The sequence below is a fragment of the Actinomarinicola tropica genome (assembly GCF_009650215.1).
Taxonomy (GTDB): domain Bacteria; phylum Actinomycetota; class Acidimicrobiia; order Acidimicrobiales; family SKKL01; genus Actinomarinicola; species Actinomarinicola tropica.
Genome location: NZ_CP045851.1, coordinates 1,357,397 through 1,374,036, shown reverse-complemented (window position 1 = coordinate 1,374,036; position 16,640 = coordinate 1,357,397). Strand labels below are relative to the sequence as shown.

Sequence of the window (16,640 nt, the reverse complement as noted above, 5' to 3'; positions counted from 1 at the left end):
GGGTTCACTCCGGGGGGTCGTGTGACGTTGCGGTCAGGATCGTGACAAACGTACCCCCGTACCGCTTGCTGCGAGCCAACTCCCAGCCGACGGGCGGCTCGACCGGACGGTCCGACTCGGCGACGACGACCTCGGCGCGGAGGCTCCCGAGCAGCTCGTCCCACCCGTCGAACGCGTACGGAGGATCGCAGAGGACCAGGTCGATGTGCCCCGCCGTCGGGGCGTGGTCGAGGGCGTCGGCGACCACCACGCGGGCGCGTTCCGCGAAGCCGAGGTGCTCGACGTTGCGGCGCACGACGTCGGCCGTCCGCCGGTCCCGCTCGACGAACGTGGCGCGCGCCGCGCCCCTCGACAGCGCCTCCAGGCCGTTGGCGCCGCTGCCCGCGAAGAGGTCGAGCACCTCGGCGCCGTCCAGGACGCCCATCGACCACAGCGCGTTGAAGGTCGCCTCGCGCACCCGGTCGGTGGTCGGGCGCACGGCGTCGCCCGGGGGCGCCTCGATGCGCCGGCCACGGGCGGTGCCCGCCACGATCCTCAACGTCGGGCCCTCACGAACGGGAACGGTAGCGTCGGCCCGGTGAGGCCCCCTGCGACCATCGACTGCATCGACTGCGGCGGTCGCTGCCACCTGATCACACCGCCCGACGACACCGGTCGGTTCTTCGCCGGTGACCTCGTCGTCTACCGGTGCGAGGACTGCCTCGACCGGTGGGACCTGATCGTGTCCGACGAGGACGATGCTCAGGGGGACGGCTGGGAGCCTCCCGGGTTCTGACTCGCGGACCCGGTACCGTCCGGGCCCGTGGACGAGGTGGAGGGCGATCCCCTTGCCGTCAGCGACCAGGCCGGGACCATCGTCCGCGTCGACGCCGGTCGCACCGGCCTGGTGTGGGCCGTCGACGCCTCCGGTCGGCTCCGCCAGGTCACCTTGGGCCCCGGGGGCACCGGTCGGTCGCCCGACGTCCCCGTCCACCTCTACCCGCTGGCCTACCCGACCTTCGGCGAGGAACCGCTCCGGGAGCCCGCGTTGCGGGTCACCCATGCCGACGGGGTGACGTCGACGCGCCTGCGGGTCACCTCGGTCACGAGCGCACCGGTCGACGGCCACGCGCGCTGCGGGGACCTCGTCCATCGCGTCGCCCTCGTCGACCGGGCGGCGCCGCTGGGGGTCGACCTCGTCGTCCGGACCTGGCCGTGCCACGACCTCCTCGAGCAGTGGGTGGAGGTGCGCAACGCCGGTGACGGGGCGGTGCAGTTGCACGCGGCTGCGGCGTTCGCACCGACCTTCGCCGGGTCGGACCCGCACCTCACCCACTGGGGCGGCGGATGGGCGGCGGAGTGGACCGAGACCACCGAGCGGCTGAGCCCGGGGACCAAGGTCGTCGCCTCCGCCGGCGGTGTCCGTCCGTCGCTCCACCGGGCGCCGGTCGTCCACCTCGCGCCCGACGGCCGAGCGAGCGAGACGGAGGGTTCGGTGGCGGCCGTCGCCGTGGCGTGGGGAGGTGACGTCCGGTTCGATGCCGAGGTCGCGCTCCACGGCCAGCAGCGGCTCGTCGTCGGCCACCAGCACGTCGGCGCCGAGCGGCGGCTGGACCCCGGGGGATCCTTCGAGTCGCCACACGTGCTGTGGACCTGGTCCGACGCCGGGACCGGCCCGGCCAGCCGCAGCCTCCAGCGGTTCGTTCGAGAGGAGGTCGTACGGGACGGCGCACGACCGAGGGCGGTGGTCGCCAACACGTGGGAGGCGGTCGGCTTCGCCCTCCACCCGGACCGCCTGGCCACCCAGATCGACCGGGCGGCAGAGATCGGCGCCGAGCTGTTCCTCCTCGACGACGGCTGGTTCGGCGTCGACCACCCGCGCGACGACGACACGACCGGCCTCGGCGACTGGGAGGTCGACCGCCGCAAGCTGCCGGACGGCTTGGGGCCGCTCGTCGACCGCACCCTCGCGGCGGGGATGCGGTTCGGGCTCTGGGTCGAACCGGAGATGGTCAACCCCGCGTCACGCCTCTACGCAGAGCACCCGGACTGGGTGATCGGCGAACCGGGACGGGACCGGCGGACCGAGCGCTCCCAGCTCGTCCTCGACCTGTGCCGCCCCGAGGTGCGGCGGTTCGTGGTCGACACCGTCGGCCGGATCCTCACCGAGCACCCGGGGATCAGCTACCTCAAGTGGGACGCCAACCGGGACCTGACCGAGCCGGGATCGAGCGCCGTCCCCGCCGACCGCCAGAGCCACCTCGCCGTCGACCGCGTGCGGGCGACCTGGGCGGTGATGGCCGAGATCGCCGAGCGGCACCCCGACGTCGAGCTGATGCTGTGCGCGTCGGGGGGCGGCCGCAGCGACCCGGGCACCCTCCGGTGGTTCCACGAGCTGTGGACCTCCGACGACACCGACCCGGTGGACCGGGTCCGCATCCAGTGGGGGGCGTCGCACCTGTTGCCGGCGAACGTGCTCGGCGCCCACGTCACGCGGTGGGGCCAGCGGCCGCTGGCGTTCGCGTGCGCCGTCGCCATGAGCGGCCGCTTCGGGTTCGACCTCGACCTCGACGCGCTCTCGCCCGACGACCTCGCGCTCTGCCGACGGGCCACCGACGACTACAGCGCCATCCGCGACCTCGTGCAGCAGGGCGACCACCACCGGCTGGTGTCACCCGTGGGATCGGACCGATGCGCCGTCGGCTACACCGACCCGCGCACCGGCGACGGCGTCGTGTTCCTCTTCCGCCTCGCCGAGGGCGCCGACGGCGACGAGCCCGAACCCCCTCCCGTGCGCGTCCCCTGGCTCGATCCCCACGGCGACCGCGCCGCGATCGACCGCACCCCCGGTGGCGACCACGCCGCTCTCACCGTCACCGGCGGTCGGGTCGCGTGGCCGACCGGCCCCGCCCCCTGCGCGACGGTCCTCCACATCCCGGCCGTCGCCCCGGACCGCTGACGCAGGTCAGGTGTCGAGGCCGGCGCGCCGGCGGAGCCACCGCCACTGGAGGAAGCGTCGACCGACCGCGACCACGTAGGTGAGCCCGAGCGCGGCGACGAACGCGCCGACGTACACGTTCCACCACACCATCGACGCCACGCCGACGAGGGCGACGAGCACACCGAGCGAGGCGTCGACGAGGAGGATCTGGCGCCAGTTGCGCGCGTAGATCGCCGGGCTCGCCCACTTGCCCGTGGGCTCGAACGGGTCGTCGCCGTCGGGGAAGCCGGGAGGCGTGCTCATGACTTGAGGAGGAACTCCGAGGACTCGTCGTCGCCGAGGAACAGGGGCAGCTCGTCGGCGAGGCCCTGGTGGTGCTCGAGGGTGGGGTCGGCGGAGATCACGTCGATGGCGACCTCGCGCGCCTTCACCACCCAGTCTCGGTCGCGGCGCAGCGACGCCAGCTTGAGGTCGTTGCGGCCCTTCTGCCGCTCCCCCATCAGGGTGCCCTCGCCGCGGAGGTCGAGGTCGATCTCGGCCAGCTCGAAGCCGTCGGTGCTGCGCACGAGCGCCTCGAGCCGCGCGCGGCCATCCGGGGTGGCGCCGCTGCCGACCAGGTAGCAGTGCGACCGCGCCGCCCCGCGGCCGACCCGCCCCCGCAGCTGGTGGAGCTGGGCGATCCCGAAGCGGTCGGCGTCGAGCACGACCATCACCGTCGCGTTGGGGACGTCGACGCCGACCTCGATCACCGTCGTGGCGACGAGCACGTCGAGCTCGCCCCGGCGGAACGCCTCCATCGTCTGCTCCTTGTCGGCGGGCGGGACGCGCCCGTGGAGCAGCCCGAGGCGCAGACCGTGGAGCTCCCCGCCCTGGAGCCGCTCGTAGGTGGCCTCCGCCGACGCGACCTCGACCTTCTCGGAGTCCTCGACGAGGGGGCACACGACGTAGGCCTGGCGGCCGTCGGCGACCTCGTCGCGCACGTGCTGCCACATCGCCAGCTCGGCGGCCGTCTCCTGGCCCTCGACCTCGCCCTCGGCGCCGACCTCGACCCATTCGGTGCGTATCGGCGTGCGGCCGGGTGGCATCTCGTCGAGGACGGACACGTCGAGATCGCCGTAGACCGTCATCGCCGCGGTCCGCGGGATCGGGGTGGCCGTCATCACGAGGACGTCGGGGACGGTGCCGTCGGCGTTGGCCGCCCGCAGGGCGGCGCGCTGCTCCACGCCGAACCGGTGCTGCTCGTCGATGACCACCGCACCGAGGGACCGGAACTCGACGCCCTCCTGGATCAGCGCGTGGGTACCGATGAGCACGTCCACCTCACCGGCCTCGAGCCGGGCGAGCATCTTGCGGCGCTCGGCCGCCGTGGTGCGGTTGGTCAGCAGCTCGACGGCCAGCGGGCGTCGTGCGAGCAGCGTGCCCGGGTCGTCGACCTCGACGCCGTCGAGCAGCGCCCGGACGCCAGCGGCGTGCTGCTCGGCGAGCACCGCCGTGGGCGCCATGAGCGCGCCCTGGTGCCCGCCCTCGACGGCGACGAGGAGCATCGCCACCGCGACGAGCGTCTTGCCCGCGCCGACGTCGCCCTGCAGCAACCGGTGCATGGGGCGCGGGCGACCCATGTCGGCGCGGATCTCCTCGATCACCCGCTGCTGGGCACCGGTGAGCGGGAACGGGAGGTCGACCACGAACCGGTCGAGCATCGGGAGGGCGTCGACGGCGTGGGCGATCCCGGGCGACTCCGACTCGAGGCGCTGCTTGCGCTCGACCAGCGACAGCTGGACCCGCAGCAGCTCGTCGAACACGAGCCGCCGCCGCGCCGACTCGACCTCGGCCATCGACTCGGGCGCGTGGATCTGCCGGAACGCCGCCGTGCGGCCGATGAGACCGAACCGGTCGAGCGCCGCCGGCGGCACCGGATCGGCGAACTCGCCGGCCCGCTCGAGGACCTCGTCCATCCAGCGTGCGAGGTCCCACGACATCAGCCCCGCCTTCTCCGACTGCGGGTACACGGGGATGATCCGGCCGGTGCGGTCGCCGATGAGGTCGACGACGGGGTTCGTCATCTGAGGTCGCCCGCCGTAGCGCTCGAACCTGCCGAAGAGGATCGCCTGCGTGCCCGGGGAGAGCTGGCGCTCCCGCCAGGGCTGGTTGAAGAAGGTGGCGCGCAGCGTGCGCTCGCCGTCGGTGACGTCCGCGGTGACCATGACCTTGCGGTTGCGGGTCCGCCGTGACGACGAGCGGGTGACGCGCACGACGACCATCGCCTCGTCCCCCTCGACGAGGTCGGCGATCCGCGCCTCGCGCGTGCGATCGACGTAGCGGCGCGGGTAGGTGGTGAGCAGGTCGAGCACCGTGTGGATGCCGACCTGCTCGAGGGACGACGCCTTCGCCGTGCCGACGCCCTTCAGCTCGGTGACGGGAATGGCCGCCAGTCGTCCGAGGCTGCGGGCCACGTCACTCCACGCCGAACTGGTACGGGTACAGAGGTTGGCCCCCGTTGTGGATCTCGACCTCGATCTCGGGGCGGTGCTCCCGCAGCCACTCGGTGATGCGTCGGGTCACCGCCGCCGTCGCACCCTCGCCCTCGAGGATGCCGACGATCTCGTGCTCGTCGTGCACGATGCGCTCGAGGAGTCCGATGGCGGCGGAGGCCAGCTCGGTCGAGACGGCGAGGATGCCGTCGGCCGCGATGCCGATGAAGTCGCCGGCGGTGATGGGGCCGGCGTCGCAGGTCGAGTCGCGCACCGCCGTGGTGACCTCCCCGATCGTCACGCCCGACGCCACCTCGGCCATCGACGACGCGTTGGCCGCCGCCGTCGAGTGCGGGTCGTAGGCCAGCAGCGTGGCGAGGCCCTGGGCGACGCTGTGGGTGGGCACGACGGTGACCGTCTTCGTTGTCTGGGCGTCGACCTGGTTGGCGACGGCGACGATGTTCTTGTTGTTGGGGAGGATGACGACCTCGCCGGCGGGGGCGGCCTCGACGGCCTCGAGGAGCTGGGCGGTCGAGGGGTTCATCGACTGCCCGCCTGCGACGACGTGGTGGACGCCGAGCGAGCCGAGCAGGCGGCGCACCCCGCCGCCGGTGGCCACCGCGACGACCGCGCAGGGCACCTCGGGCGCGGCGGCAGGCTCGCCGGGCACGGCCGCGGCGTCGCGCACCCACCGCTCCTCCTCGACCTGCTCCAAGAGGTCGGTGACCCGGATGTTGCGGGGCTTCCCGCAGTCGATGGCGGCTTCGATCGCGGCACCGATGTCGTCGGTGTGGATGTGGCAGTTCCAGATGCCGTCGCCACCGACGACGACGATCGAGTCGCCGATGCCGGCCCACACGTCCTTGAACGCGGGGATGGACTCGTCGGGGGCCTCGAGGAAGTACATGACCTCGTAGCGCAGGTCGCCGACGTCGTCGTGGTCGTGGTGGCCGTGCTCGGTGACGAGGTGCGGGTGGTCGGACACGATGCCCTCGTCCTCGGTCGGCTCGGGCACGGGACGACCGTCGACGACGTGGAGCATGGCGTCGAGGAGCAGCAGGAACCCCGACCCGCCGGCGTCGACGACGCCGGCCTCGGCCAGCACGGGGAGCAGCTGCGGGGTGCGCGACAGCGACTCGCCGCCCTCCTGCCGCGCCGCGTCGAGCACCTCGACGAGCGAGGCGCCGCGGCCGGCGGCGGCCGCGGCCGCTTCGGAGGCCTCGCGCACGACGGTGAGGATCGTGCCCTCGACCGGGCGCATGACCGCGCCGTAGGCGGACTCGGCGGCGGCGACGAGCGCCTGGGCGACGACCTGGCCGTCGACGGTGCCGGCGTCGCGGACGACACCGGTGAAGCCCCGCATGACCTGGGAGAGGATCACGCCGGAGTTGCCGCGGGCACCCATGAGCGACCCGTGGCTGATCGCCTGGCAGACCGCGGCGAGGTCGTCGCCCGCCCCGTCCATCTCGGCGACGACCGACTCGAGCGTGAGCGCCATGTTCGTGCCGGTGTCGCCGTCCGGGACCGGGTAGACGTTCAGCCGGTTGATGGCCGCCTGGTGGGCGCGCAGCGCGTCGCGGAAGCGGGCCATCACGTCGCCGAGCGCGGCGGCATCCAGGCTCTCGAGCACGGTCATGAGGTGCGACACTAGTGAAGAGGCGTTCCCATCCGACACCGACGTGGCCCCCGACGTGGTGCAGCCGACGGCCCGGCTGGTAGCATCGCCCCTCGTCCCTGTTCGCCCTCATCCTCCCTTGAGGTGTCCCCATGGCCTCCGTCTGCTCGGTGTGCGGCAAGAAGCCGTCGTTCGGCATGCAGCTCAGCCACTCGCACCGTCGCACCAAGCGTCGGTGGAACCCGAACATCCAGCGCGTCCGCGCCGTGGTCGGCTCGACCACCAAGCGCGTCGACGTCTGCACCGGCTGCCTGAAGTCCGGCAAGATCCAGAAGGCGGTCCGCTAGCCGGACCGGCCGACAGCACAGCACGATCCACCGCCCGCCCCGCACCGATCCGTCGGCTCGAGGGGCGGGCGTGGCGCGTCCGGAGGCCGTTTGGGTCCCTCGTGCACCGTGGGGGTAGCCTCGACGGACCACGTTGGACGGCCTCCAGGAGCGATGACGGTGCAAGGTGTGATCAAGTCCTACGACCCGGTGTCGAGGGACGGAGTGGTGATCCGCGACACCGACCTCGACGAGTTCGACCTCGCTCCGGGAGCCCTCGACGGGTCGATCCTGCGCATGCTGCGCCAGGGTCAGCGCGTGAACTTCGACCTCGACGCCGACGGCCGGGCCACCCGGCTGGGCCTGGGGTCGGAGGTCGACATGGGGACTCCCGAGCTCCCCGACGGCGAGGCCTGACCTCACCGCCACCCCACCCCCACAAGAGAACGTCGGAGAGGTACACAGAGCCGTGAGCACACCGACCACCAACGCCAAGCTCGTCGCATGGGTCGACGAGTGGACCGAGATCCTCCAGCCCGACCGGGTCGAGTGGTGCGACGGATCCGCCGACGAGTACCAGCGCCTCTGCCAGCTCCTCGTGGAGTCCGGCACGTTCCGGACGCTCGACGAGGCCAAGCGCCCGAACAGCTACCTCGCCCTCTCCGACCCCGGCGACGTCGCCCGGGTCGAAGACCGCACCTTCATCTGCTCCGAGGAGGAGATCGACGCCGGGCCCACCAACAACTGGCGACCTCCGGCGGAGATGAAGGAGGAGCTGCTCGGCCTCTACCGCGGCGCCATGAAGGGCCGCACGATGTACGTCATCCCGTTCTCGATGGGCCCCCTCGGCTCGCCCATCGCCCACATCGGCGTGCAGCTCTCCGACTCGGCCTACGTCGCCACCAACATGCGGATCATGACCCGCATGGGCCAGAAGGTGCTCGACGTCCTCGGCGACGGCGACTTCGTCCCGTGCGTGCACTCGGTCGGCGCTCCCCTCGAGCCCGGCGAGTCCGACGTGCCGTGGCCCTGCGACGCCGACAACAAGTACATCACCCACTTCCCCGAGACCCGCGAGATCTGGTCGTACGGCTCGGGCTACGGCGGCAACGCGCTGCTCGGCAAGAAGTGCTTCGCCCTGCGCATCGCGTCGACCATGGCCCGCGACGAGGGCTGGATGGCCGAGCACATGCTCATCGTCGGTGTCACCCCGCCGAACGGCGAGACGAAGTACGTCGCCGCCGCGTTCCCGTCGGCCTGCGGCAAGACCAACATGGCGATGCTCATCCCCACGCTGCCCGGCTGGACGGTCGAGACGGTCGGTGACGACATCGCCTGGATGAAGTTCGACGACGAGGGGCGCCTGCGGGCGATCAACCCCGAGGCCGGGTTCTTCGGCGTCGCTCCGGGCACCGGCGAGGACACCAACGCCAACGCCCTGCGCACCCTCGACGCCAACTGCATCTTCACCAACGTGGCGCTCACCGACGACGGCGATGTCTGGTGGGAGGGCCTCTCGGAGCCGCCGGCGCACCTGACCGACTGGCGGGGCAACGACTGGACGCCCGCCTCCGACACCCCGGCCGCCCACCCGAACGCCCGCTTCACCGCACCGGCGTCGCAGTGCCCCTCGATCTCGCCGACGTGGGAGGACCCGGCCGGCGTCCCGATCTCGGCGATCCTCTTCGGCGGCCGCCGCGCCACGAACGTCCCGCTCGTCACCCAGGCACGGGATTGGGAGCACGGCGTGTTCCTCGGCTCGATCATGTCGTCGGAGAAGACGGCGGCCGCCGCCGGCACCATCGGCGAGGTGCGCTTCGACCCCTTCGCGATGCTCCCCTTCATGGGCTACAACGCCGGCGACTACGCCCGGCACTGGCTCGAGATCGGTGAGGCCACCGAGGCCGACAAGCTGCCGCAGCTCTTCTGGGTCAACTGGTTCCGCAAGGACCAGGACGGCAAGTTCCTCTGGCCCGGGTTCGGCGACAACATCCGGGTCCTCAAGTGGGTCCTCGAGCGGGTCGCCGGCGAGGCCGACGCCACCGAGACCCCGATCGGGTTCGTGCCGACGGTCGACGCCCTCGACCTCGACGGGCTCGACGTCGACCGCAACACCATGGAGCAGCTGCTCGAGGTCGACAAGGACTCGTGGAAGGGCGAGATCCCGCTGATCCACGACCACTTCGAGTTCATCGGCGAGCGTCTCCCGCAGGAGCTGCGGAGCCAGCTCGACGACCTCGAGGACCGCCTCGCCCGAGGCTGACGCACCGGCTCTCCAGCCTCCCACCTGCACGCCGATCGACGGGGCCCTCCGGGGCCCCGTCGTCGCGTACCGGCCTCCGTGACGGATGCGACGAAGTTGAGCGTTGCGTTGTGAGGTTTCCTGCGTATGATGACAGTGTCCGACAGGTGACTGCACAGAGGAGGCGAACCATGCTCCTTCGTTGGGATCCGTTCCGCGACATCGATCGCACGTTCGACGAGATCGTCGGGCGCACCACCGCCCCGCCGGCGCTGGCGTTCGACGCCGTCCGCCGCGGCGACACCGTCGTCGTGTCGGTCGACCTCCCGGGCGTGTCGGCCGACGCCATCGACCTCACGGTCGAGCGCAACGTCCTCACCGTGAAGGCCGAGCGGCGCCCCGAGCAGCACGACGGCGACGAGGTGCTGGCGTCCGAGCGGCGCTTCGGCACCTTCACCCGTCAGCTGTTCCTCGGCGACAACCTCGACACCTCGACGATCTCCGCCGACCACCGCGACGGCGTGCTCACCATCACCATCCCGGTCGCCGAGACGGCCAAGCCGCGGAAGGTCGAGGTGGCGGGCGCCACGCCCGAGGCCCACGCCATTGAGGCCACCACCGCCTGAGGCCATGGGGCGGGTCCTCCGTCCGGCCGGCCCGCCCCACCCCCTCCCCCGCCGCTCCACTCGCCCCACGCGGCGATCGCGGGCCCGTTCTGGGTACGGATCGCCACCTTGGCTGTCGCGATCCGTACCGGGATCGCCCAGGCGGCTGCCGCCCGGCGTGGGCGACCGATCTGGGTACATCTCGCGACCCTGGCTGTCGCGATCCGTACCCAGATCGGACGGCGAGGCGCTGGACGTGGCCTCGGCGTGGCGCGGTCTCGTCACGCCGGCCGGGCGATCGCGGCGGCACGCGCGGCCGCGACCGTCCCGACCACCTCGTCGGGCGAGCGGACGTCGTGGTCGGATGTGCACACCAGGACCCGGCGACCCGCGCGACGCGGCAGGAGTCAGGCGGGGAGCGTCATGGCGCGGATGGCCAGGCCCATGAGGAACAGGCCGCCGAACCCGTAGAGCACGTAGCGCCAGGGGTCGATCTGCGCCTTGTAGCTGTAGACGAGGCCGACGGTGACGAGCGCGACGAAGCCGTAGAAGGCGTGGAACTGCTCGACCTCGTAGCCCTGCGCCGCGACGAGGGCGACGCCGAGCGCCACCTGCACGGCGATCGTCACCTCGGCCGCGATCGTGAACCACCACATCGCCGGGTGGCGCAGCGGTGCCCAGCGGTGGGCGCCGAGCGCCCACACGCCGGCGACGGCGTTGGTGACCACGACGACCCACGACCAGTCGACGTGGAGGTCGCGCAGGGTCACGACCGGCGGGCCGTGGCGGTCAGCGCGACGGGTTCGAGCCGCCGGCGATCACGTAGGACCACAGCTCGCTCGAGATCCCGACCGGCCGCTGCGCGCCCTCGCCGCCGCCGTGGCCGTGGTCCCCGCCGTGGGGGTGGTCGCCGCCGTGGGGGTGGCCGCCGCCCTCGTCGCCCGAGCCGGCCTCGCTGCGGTGGCCGGCACCGAACGCCGGCGAGCTCACCCAGGCCTGGAAGGACTCCTCGTCCCGCCACCGGGTGACGACGAGCCACGTCGTGCGGTCGTCGGTGGGCTTCAGCAGCTCGAAGCCCTCGAAGCCGTCCTGGTCGTCGACGGCCCCGGCCCGGGCGGCGAAGCGCTCGGCGAGCTCGTCGCCGCTGTCGGCGGGGACGGTGATGGCGTTGATCTTGATGACGGTCACGTGACCGATGCTAGGTCCCGTGCCGACCGGTGCGAACCTCTCGCGATCGGGGCTGCGGAGGCCGACGAGCTACCGGTCCTCCTCGGCCCACTTGCCGAGGAGCGCAGCCACCTTGTCGACGACCTCGGGCTGCTCGGTCTCGATCGCGACCTTCTCGGTGACCGGCGCTCGGCGGGCCAGCTTCGGCGGGTTCGGTGCGTCCTCGGGTCGTTCGGCCATGTCGCCACGCTAGACGAGACGCTGGTCACACCGCACCAGGCCGAACGGCCCGAATCGCGACCGAGCACCCCGTCGCGGCGGGCAGACTCGCCCGATGATCCGACTCCTCGGGCTCGACGGCGACGACACCCTCTGGCACAGCGAATCGCACTTCGCCGTGACCGAAGAGTCCCTCGCCGAGCTGCTGTCCCCGTACGCCGACCCGGACGACCTGCGGCGACGCATGCTCGAGACCGAGCGCCGCAACCTCGCCCTGTTCGGCTACGGCGTGAAGGGCTTCACGCTGTCGATGATCGAGACCGCGATCGAGGTGTCCGGTGGGCGCGTCTCGGTCGCCGAGATCCAACGGATCATCGACCACGGCAAGGGGCTGTTGACCCACCCGGTCGAGCTCCTCGAGGGCGTGTCCGAGGTGGTCGACGCGCTCGACGGGCGGGTGCGGCTGGTCATCGTGACGAAGGGCGACCTGTTCCACCAGGAGAGCAAGGTCGCGGCATCGGGGCTCGCCGAGCGGGTCGAGGGGATCGAGATCGTCGCCGAGAAGGACGAGGCGACGTACCAGCGCGTGCTCGGTCGCTACGGCGTCGATGCCGAGGAGTTCCTCATGGTCGGCAACTCGGTGCGCAGCGACGTCGCGCCGGTCCTCGCGATCGGCGGGTGGGCGGCACACGTGCCGTACCACGTCACCTGGGAGCTCGAGGTGGCCGAGCCGGACGTCGACCACGACCGCTTCACCGCGCTCGACTCGCTCCGTGACGTGCCCGCGCTGCTCGACCGCCTGGCCGCTCACTGATCCTGATCGCCGCCTCGCCGAGCGCCCCTTCCGGCTCGTGCGCAGACCATGGGGAGTCGGGACGCGTCACGGGGTGGTGCAGCTCCCCATGGGGGCGTACGGTCCGCGGCGTGAGCGACGAGATCGAGCAGCGGGTCCGGGAGATCTGCCTCGCGTTCCCCGAGGTCACCGAGAAGCTGAGCCACGGTGCGCCGTCGTTCTTCGTGCGCAAGCAGTTCGTCATGCTGTGGCCCGACGGCCACCACGACGACGAGCTCCCCCACCTCTGGTGCGCGGCGCCGCCCGGGGCGCAGGAGGAGCTGACGACGACGGAGGCCGAGCGGTTCTTCCGGCCGCCCTACGTCGGCCACCGCGGCTGGCTCGGCGTGCGCCTCGACGGCGACGTCGACTGGGACGAGATCGCCGCGGTGTGCGAGGAGGCCTACCGGACGGTCGCACCCAAGAAGCTCGTCGCCCAGCTCGACGGCTGAGCCAGCACCCCGCACGCTCCCCCGAGCACGGCGTTCACGATCGCGCGAGAGTGTGACCACTGCCACAGGGCAGCTCACACGAGGGGGCGCCATGCAGGTCGAGATGACCGTCAACGGCGAACGGGTGCGGGGTGACGTGGAGCCACGCACGCTGCTCGTCCACCACCTCCGCGAGGGCCTCGGGCTCACGGGCACGAACGTCGGGTGCGACACGTCCTCCTGCGGGGCGTGCACCGTGCACCTCGACGGGCGGTCCGTGAAGTCCTGCACGGTGCTCGCGGTGCAGGCCGAGGGGGCGGAGATCACCACCATCGAGGGGTTGGCGTCGAACGGCTCCCTCCACCCGATGCAGGAGGCGTTCCGGCAGAACCACGGGCTGCAGTGCGGGTTCTGCACCCCCGGCATGGTGATGGCGGCGGTGTCCCTGCTCGAGGAGCATCCCTCCCCCACCGAGGACGAGGTGCGCCACGGGTTGGAGGGCAACCTGTGCCGCTGCACCGGCTACCACAACATCGTGCGGTCGGTGCTGGCCGCCGCCGAGACGGGAGGTGCGTCGTGACGATCTCGGAGGACCGCATCGACCTGCCGGCGAGCGCCACCTCGGCCGGTTCGATCCTCGGGGTGCGCCGGCTGCGCAAGGAGGACCCGGAGCTGCTCACCGGCGAGGCGCGCTTCGTCGACGACCTCGTCGTGCCCGGGGCGCTCTGGATGTGCGCCGTGCGCAGCCCCCACGCCCGCGCCCGCATCGTCTCGGTCGACGTCGCCGGCGCGCTCGACGTCGACGGCGTGCGCCACGCGTTCTCCGGCGCCGACCTGGCCGACGACTGGGCGGCGCCGATGCCCTGCGCCTGGCCGGTCACCGACGACATGCGCAACCCGACGCACCACCCGGTGGCCGCGGGCGAGGCCAAGTACGTGGGCGACATCGTCGCCGTCGTGCTCGCCGACAGCCGGTCCGCGGCGATCGACGGCGCCGAGCAGGTCGTCGTGGACTACGAGCCGCTCGACGCGGTGGTCGACCTCGAGGACGCGGCCACCGACCGGGTGCTGGTGCACGAGGACCTCGGCACGAACGTCTCCTACGTGTGGGAGCTGAAGCCGGACGAGGCCGCCGTCGACGCCGCATTCGCTGCGGCGGCCCACACCGTCTCGGAGCGCTACGTCCAGCAGCGGCTCATCCCCGGGGCGATGGAGCCTCGCGGCGTCGTGGCGGTGCCGTCGCCCCACGGCGGGGAGATGACCGTCTACAGCGCCACGCAGATCCCGCACATCTTGAAGGTGATGCTCGCGATCACGTGCGGGCTCCCCGAGCACAAGGTGCGCGTCATCGCCCCGTCGGTCGGCGGCGGCTTCGGCTCGAAGCTGAACGTCTACGCCGAGGAGGTGCTGTGCACTGCGCTCGCCCACCGGCTCGGCGTGCCCGTGCGCTGGACGGAGACCCGCTCGGAGGCCGCCCAGGCCACGATCCACGGGCGCGGCCAGGTGCAGCGCATCGAGCTCGCCGCCGACGAGCGCGGGTCCATCACCGCCGTGCGGGTCGACCTGCTCGCCGACATGGGCGCCTACCTCCAGCTGGTCACGCCGGGCATCCCGCTGCTCGGTGCGTTCCTGTACCACGGGGTCTACGACATCCCCGCCTACTCGTTCCGGTGCACGGGGCTCTTCACCGACAAGGTGCCGACCGACGCGTACCGCGGCGCGGGCCGCCCGGAGGCGTCCTACGCGATCGAGCGGGCGATCGACGCGCTCGCGCGCGAGCTCGACATCACGCCCGAGGAGATCCGGCGCCGCAACTACATCCCGAACGAGAAGTTCCCCTACGCGTCAGCGGCGGGCCTCGAGTTCGACAGCGGCGACTACGACACCAACCTGACCGCGGCGCTCGAGCTCGCCGACATCGAGGCCCTGCGGGCCGAGCAGGAGGAGCGCCGGGACCGGGGTGACACCGTCGAGCTCGGCATCGGCCTCTGCACCTACGTCGAGATGTGCGGGCTGGCGCCGAGCCGGGTGCTCGCCTCGCTCAACTACTCGGCGGGCGGCTGGGAGTCGGCCACGGTGCGGATCCTCCCCACCGGCGTCGTGCAGGTGATCACCGGCACCGCACCGCACGGCCAGGGCCACGAGACGAGCTGGTCGATGCTCGTCGCCGACCGCCTGGGGATCGACCCCGACCAGGTCGAGGTGCTCCACTCGGACACCGCGGTGTCGCCCCTCGGGCTCGACACCTACGGCTCGCGCTCGCTGGCCGTCGGCGGCACCGCGATCTGGCACGCGACCGAGCGGGTGGTCGACAAGGCCCGACGGATCGCCGCCCACCAGATGGAGGCCGACGAGCACGACCTCGAGCTGGTCGACGGGACGTTCCGCGTGAAGGGCACACCGAGCCGGGAGATGGCGCTCGCCGCGGTGGCCTTCGAGGCCTTCACCGCCCACGACCTGCCCGACGGGATGGAGCCGAACCTCGAGGCCCAGGTCACCTGGGATCCACCGAACTTCACGTTCCCGTTCGGCACGCACGTGGCCGTCGTCGAGGTCGACACCGAGACGGGCTCGGTCCACCTGCGCGACTACATCGCGGTGGACGACTGCGGCAACCAGGTCAACCCGTTGATCGTCGAGGGCCAGGTCCACGGCGGCATCCTCCAGGGGGTCGCCCAGGCCCTGTGGGAGGAGGCGGTCTACGACGACGACGGCCAGCTGCGGACGGTCAACTTCGGCGACTACATGATCCCCACGCCGGCCGAGGCGCCGAGCTTCACGCTCGGGGCGACGATCACCCCGAGCCCGGTCAACCCGATGGGCGTGAAGGGCATCGGCGAGGCGGGCACGATCGGGTCGGCCGCCGCGGTGATGAACGCGGTCATCGATGCGCTCGCACCCCACGGCATCACCGACATGGACATGCCGGCCTCGCCCCGGCGGGTCTGGGGCGCGCTGCAGGACGCGGCGAGCCCACGGGAGGAGGAGGCATGATCCCTGCGACGTTCGACTACGTGCGTGCGGAGTCGGTCGACCACGCGCTCGCGCTCCTCGGAGAGCACGGTGACGAGGCCAAGCTCCTCGCCGGTGGCCACTCGCTCCTGCCCATGATGAAGCTGCGCCTCGCGGTCCCGAGCGTCCTCGTCGATGTCGGCCGCCTCGACGACCTGTCCTACATCCGCCACGAGGGCGACGTCGTGCGGATCGGGGCCCTCACCTGCCACCACGACCTCGAGACGAGCGACGTCCTCGCGGCCCAGTGCCCGCTCGTCGCCGGGGTCGCCGCGGTCGTCGGGGACCCCCAGGTGCGCCACCGCGGCACCCTCGGGGGCACCCTGGCCCACGCCGATCCGGCCTCGGACCTGCCCGCAGCGGTGCTCGCCCTCGGTGGCACGCTCGTGGCGCGCGGCCCCTCGGGCGAGCGCCGGATCCCGGCGGCCGACTTCTTCTCCGGCTACTTCGAGTCCGCCCTCGCACCCGACGAGATGCTGGTCGAGGTCGAGCTGCCGGCGACGCCAGGGGCCCGGTGGAACTACCAGAAGTTCAACCGCCGGGCCCAGGACTGGGCGATCGTCGGCGCGGTCGCGGTGCAGAACGGCCACACCGGCGTCGCGCTGGTGAACATGGGCTCCACCCCGCTGCGGGCGACGGCGGTGGAGTCGGCGCTGGCATCCGGCGCGTCCCACGCCGAGGCCGCCGCGGTGGCCGACGAGGGGGCCGACCCCGTCGACGACCTCAACGCCGACGTCGCCTACCGGCGCCACCTGGCCCGGGTCCTCACCAGGCGAGCGCTCGACGCGCTCACCTGAGGG

Annotated in this window: 18 protein-coding genes; 11 read left to right on the top strand and 7 right to left on the bottom strand. The window is 72.4% G+C overall.

Features of this window, described 5'->3' with window-relative positions:
• Window positions 1-4 precede the first annotated feature (4 nt).
• Window positions 5-529, bottom strand: a complete 525-nt coding sequence (gene rsmD, locus GH723_RS18730) for a 16S rRNA (guanine(966)-N(2))-methyltransferase RsmD (RefSeq protein ID WP_229023140.1) — start codon at window positions 527-529, stop codon at window positions 5-7.
• Window positions 530-577: 48 nt separating this feature from the next.
• Between rsmD and GH723_RS18725 the strand changes: the two genes are divergently transcribed.
• Window positions 578-775, top strand: coding sequence for a hypothetical protein (locus GH723_RS18725; protein ID WP_229023139.1), 198 nt, complete (start codon window positions 578-580; stop codon window positions 773-775).
• Between the two features lie 27 nt (window positions 776-802).
• Window positions 803-2,938, top strand: a complete 2,136-nt coding sequence (locus tag GH723_RS06780) for an alpha-galactosidase (protein WP_153758944.1) — start codon at window positions 803-805, stop codon at window positions 2,936-2,938.
• A 6-nt stretch (window positions 2,939-2,944) separates the two neighbouring features.
• On the opposite strand, the gene GH723_RS06775 is transcribed toward GH723_RS06780, so the two are convergent.
• The 3 genes from GH723_RS06775 to GH723_RS06765 are packed head-to-tail and all read right to left on the bottom strand — an operon-like array spanning window position 2,945 to window position 7,027.
• Window positions 2,945-3,223: a hypothetical protein gene (locus GH723_RS06775; RefSeq protein WP_153758943.1), complete on the bottom strand. Its 279-nt coding sequence runs from the start codon at window positions 3,221-3,223 to the stop codon at window positions 2,945-2,947.
• Window positions 3,220-5,373 (bottom strand): ATP-dependent DNA helicase RecG, encoded by a 2,154-nt coding sequence (gene recG, locus GH723_RS06770; protein WP_153758942.1) that lies wholly within the window; start codon window positions 5,371-5,373, stop codon window positions 3,220-3,222. Before recG ends, GH723_RS06775 begins: the two co-directional genes overlap by 4 nt.
• A 1-nt stretch (window position 5,374) precedes the next feature.
• Window positions 5,375-7,027 carry a DAK2 domain-containing protein gene (locus GH723_RS06765; protein WP_153758941.1) on the bottom strand — a complete coding sequence of 551 codons (1,653 nt, stop codon included), beginning with the start codon at window positions 7,025-7,027 and terminating at the stop codon, window positions 5,375-5,377.
• Window positions 7,028-7,158: 131 nt separating this feature from the next.
• On the opposite strand from GH723_RS06765, the gene rpmB reads away from it, so the two are divergent.
• The 4 genes from rpmB to GH723_RS06745 all read left to right on the top strand — a co-directional run bounded on the left by rpmB (window position 7,159) and on the right by GH723_RS06745 (window position 10,200).
• Window positions 7,159-7,353 carry a 50S ribosomal protein L28 gene (rpmB, locus tag GH723_RS06760; protein ID WP_153758940.1) on the top strand — a complete coding sequence of 65 codons (195 nt, stop codon included), beginning with the start codon at window positions 7,159-7,161 and terminating at the stop codon, window positions 7,351-7,353.
• Between the two features lie 153 nt (window positions 7,354-7,506).
• On the top strand, window positions 7,507-7,749 hold the full coding sequence (locus tag GH723_RS06755) for a cold-shock protein (protein ID WP_153758939.1): 243 nt from the start codon (window positions 7,507-7,509) through the stop codon (window positions 7,747-7,749).
• A gap of 52 nt (window positions 7,750-7,801) precedes the next feature.
• A complete protein-coding gene (locus GH723_RS06750; protein ID WP_153758938.1) occupies window positions 7,802-9,595 on the top strand; it encodes a phosphoenolpyruvate carboxykinase (GTP) in 1,794 nt (597 codons plus the stop codon).
• A 170-nt stretch (window positions 9,596-9,765) separates the two neighbouring features.
• Window positions 9,766-10,200 (top strand): Hsp20/alpha crystallin family protein, encoded by a 435-nt coding sequence (locus GH723_RS06745; RefSeq protein WP_153758937.1) that lies wholly within the window; start codon window positions 9,766-9,768, stop codon window positions 10,198-10,200.
• Between the two features lie 386 nt (window positions 10,201-10,586).
• On the opposite strand, the gene GH723_RS06740 is transcribed toward GH723_RS06745, so the two are convergent.
• The 3 genes from GH723_RS06740 to GH723_RS06730 form a co-directional block, all read right to left on the bottom strand.
• Window positions 10,587-10,949: a hypothetical protein gene (locus tag GH723_RS06740; RefSeq protein ID WP_153758936.1), complete on the bottom strand. Its 363-nt coding sequence runs from the start codon at window positions 10,947-10,949 to the stop codon at window positions 10,587-10,589.
• 19 nt (window positions 10,950-10,968) lie between these two features.
• On the bottom strand, window positions 10,969-11,367 hold the full coding sequence (locus tag GH723_RS06735; RefSeq protein ID WP_153758935.1) for an antibiotic biosynthesis monooxygenase family protein: 399 nt from the start codon (window positions 11,365-11,367) through the stop codon (window positions 10,969-10,971).
• A 69-nt stretch (window positions 11,368-11,436) separates the two neighbouring features.
• Window positions 11,437-11,586: a hypothetical protein gene (locus GH723_RS06730; protein ID WP_153758934.1), complete on the bottom strand. Its 150-nt coding sequence runs from the start codon at window positions 11,584-11,586 to the stop codon at window positions 11,437-11,439.
• 94 nt (window positions 11,587-11,680) lie between these two features.
• Here GH723_RS06730 and GH723_RS06725 point away from each other — a divergent pair, with 94 nt between their 5' ends.
• From GH723_RS06725 to GH723_RS06705, 5 genes are all read left to right on the top strand, one after another.
• Window positions 11,681-12,379, top strand: coding sequence for an HAD family hydrolase (locus GH723_RS06725; protein WP_153758933.1), 699 nt, complete (start codon window positions 11,681-11,683; stop codon window positions 12,377-12,379).
• A 110-nt stretch (window positions 12,380-12,489) separates the two neighbouring features.
• On the top strand, window positions 12,490-12,849 hold the full coding sequence (locus GH723_RS06720) for an MmcQ/YjbR family DNA-binding protein (RefSeq protein WP_229023138.1): 360 nt from the start codon (window positions 12,490-12,492) through the stop codon (window positions 12,847-12,849).
• Window positions 12,850-12,940: 91 nt separating this feature from the next.
• A complete protein-coding gene (locus GH723_RS06715; protein ID WP_153758932.1) occupies window positions 12,941-13,408 on the top strand; it encodes a (2Fe-2S)-binding protein in 468 nt (155 codons plus the stop codon).
• Window positions 13,405-15,822, top strand: coding sequence for a xanthine dehydrogenase family protein molybdopterin-binding subunit (locus tag GH723_RS06710; RefSeq protein ID WP_153758931.1), 2,418 nt, complete (start codon window positions 13,405-13,407; stop codon window positions 15,820-15,822). The genes GH723_RS06715 and GH723_RS06710 overlap by 4 nt, the downstream gene beginning before the upstream one ends.
• The gene (locus GH723_RS06705; RefSeq protein WP_153758930.1) at window positions 15,819-16,637 is read left to right on the top strand and encodes an FAD binding domain-containing protein; all 819 of its coding nucleotides are present in this window, start codon (window positions 15,819-15,821) and stop codon (window positions 16,635-16,637) included. The genes GH723_RS06710 and GH723_RS06705 overlap by 4 nt, the downstream gene beginning before the upstream one ends.
• The last annotated feature ends 3 nt before the right edge of the window (window positions 16,638-16,640 follow it).

Excerpts from the sequence above, each read along its gene's own strand:
- GH723_RS06775 (WP_153758943.1), bottom strand. The coding sequence starts at position 3,223 with ATGAGCACGCCTCCCGGCTTCCCCGACGGCGACGACCCGTTCGAGCCC.
- GH723_RS06765 (WP_153758941.1), bottom strand. The coding sequence starts at position 7,027 with ATGACCGTGCTCGAGAGCCTGGATGCCGCCGCGCTCGGCGACGTGATG.
- rpmB (WP_153758940.1), top strand. The coding sequence starts at position 7,159 with ATGGCCTCCGTCTGCTCGGTGTGCGGCAAGAAGCCGTCGTTCGGCATG.
- GH723_RS06755 (WP_153758939.1), top strand. The coding sequence starts at position 7,507 with ATGACGGTGCAAGGTGTGATCAAGTCCTACGACCCGGTGTCGAGGGAC.
- GH723_RS06745 (WP_153758937.1), top strand. The coding sequence starts at position 9,766 with ATGCTCCTTCGTTGGGATCCGTTCCGCGACATCGATCGCACGTTCGAC.
- GH723_RS06730 (WP_153758934.1), bottom strand. The coding sequence starts at position 11,586 with ATGGCCGAACGACCCGAGGACGCACCGAACCCGCCGAAGCTGGCCCGC.
- GH723_RS06725 (WP_153758933.1), top strand. The coding sequence starts at position 11,681 with ATGATCCGACTCCTCGGGCTCGACGGCGACGACACCCTCTGGCACAGC.
- GH723_RS06715 (WP_153758932.1), top strand. The coding sequence starts at position 12,941 with ATGCAGGTCGAGATGACCGTCAACGGCGAACGGGTGCGGGGTGACGTG.
- GH723_RS06705 (WP_153758930.1), top strand. The coding sequence starts at position 15,819 with ATGATCCCTGCGACGTTCGACTACGTGCGTGCGGAGTCGGTCGACCAC.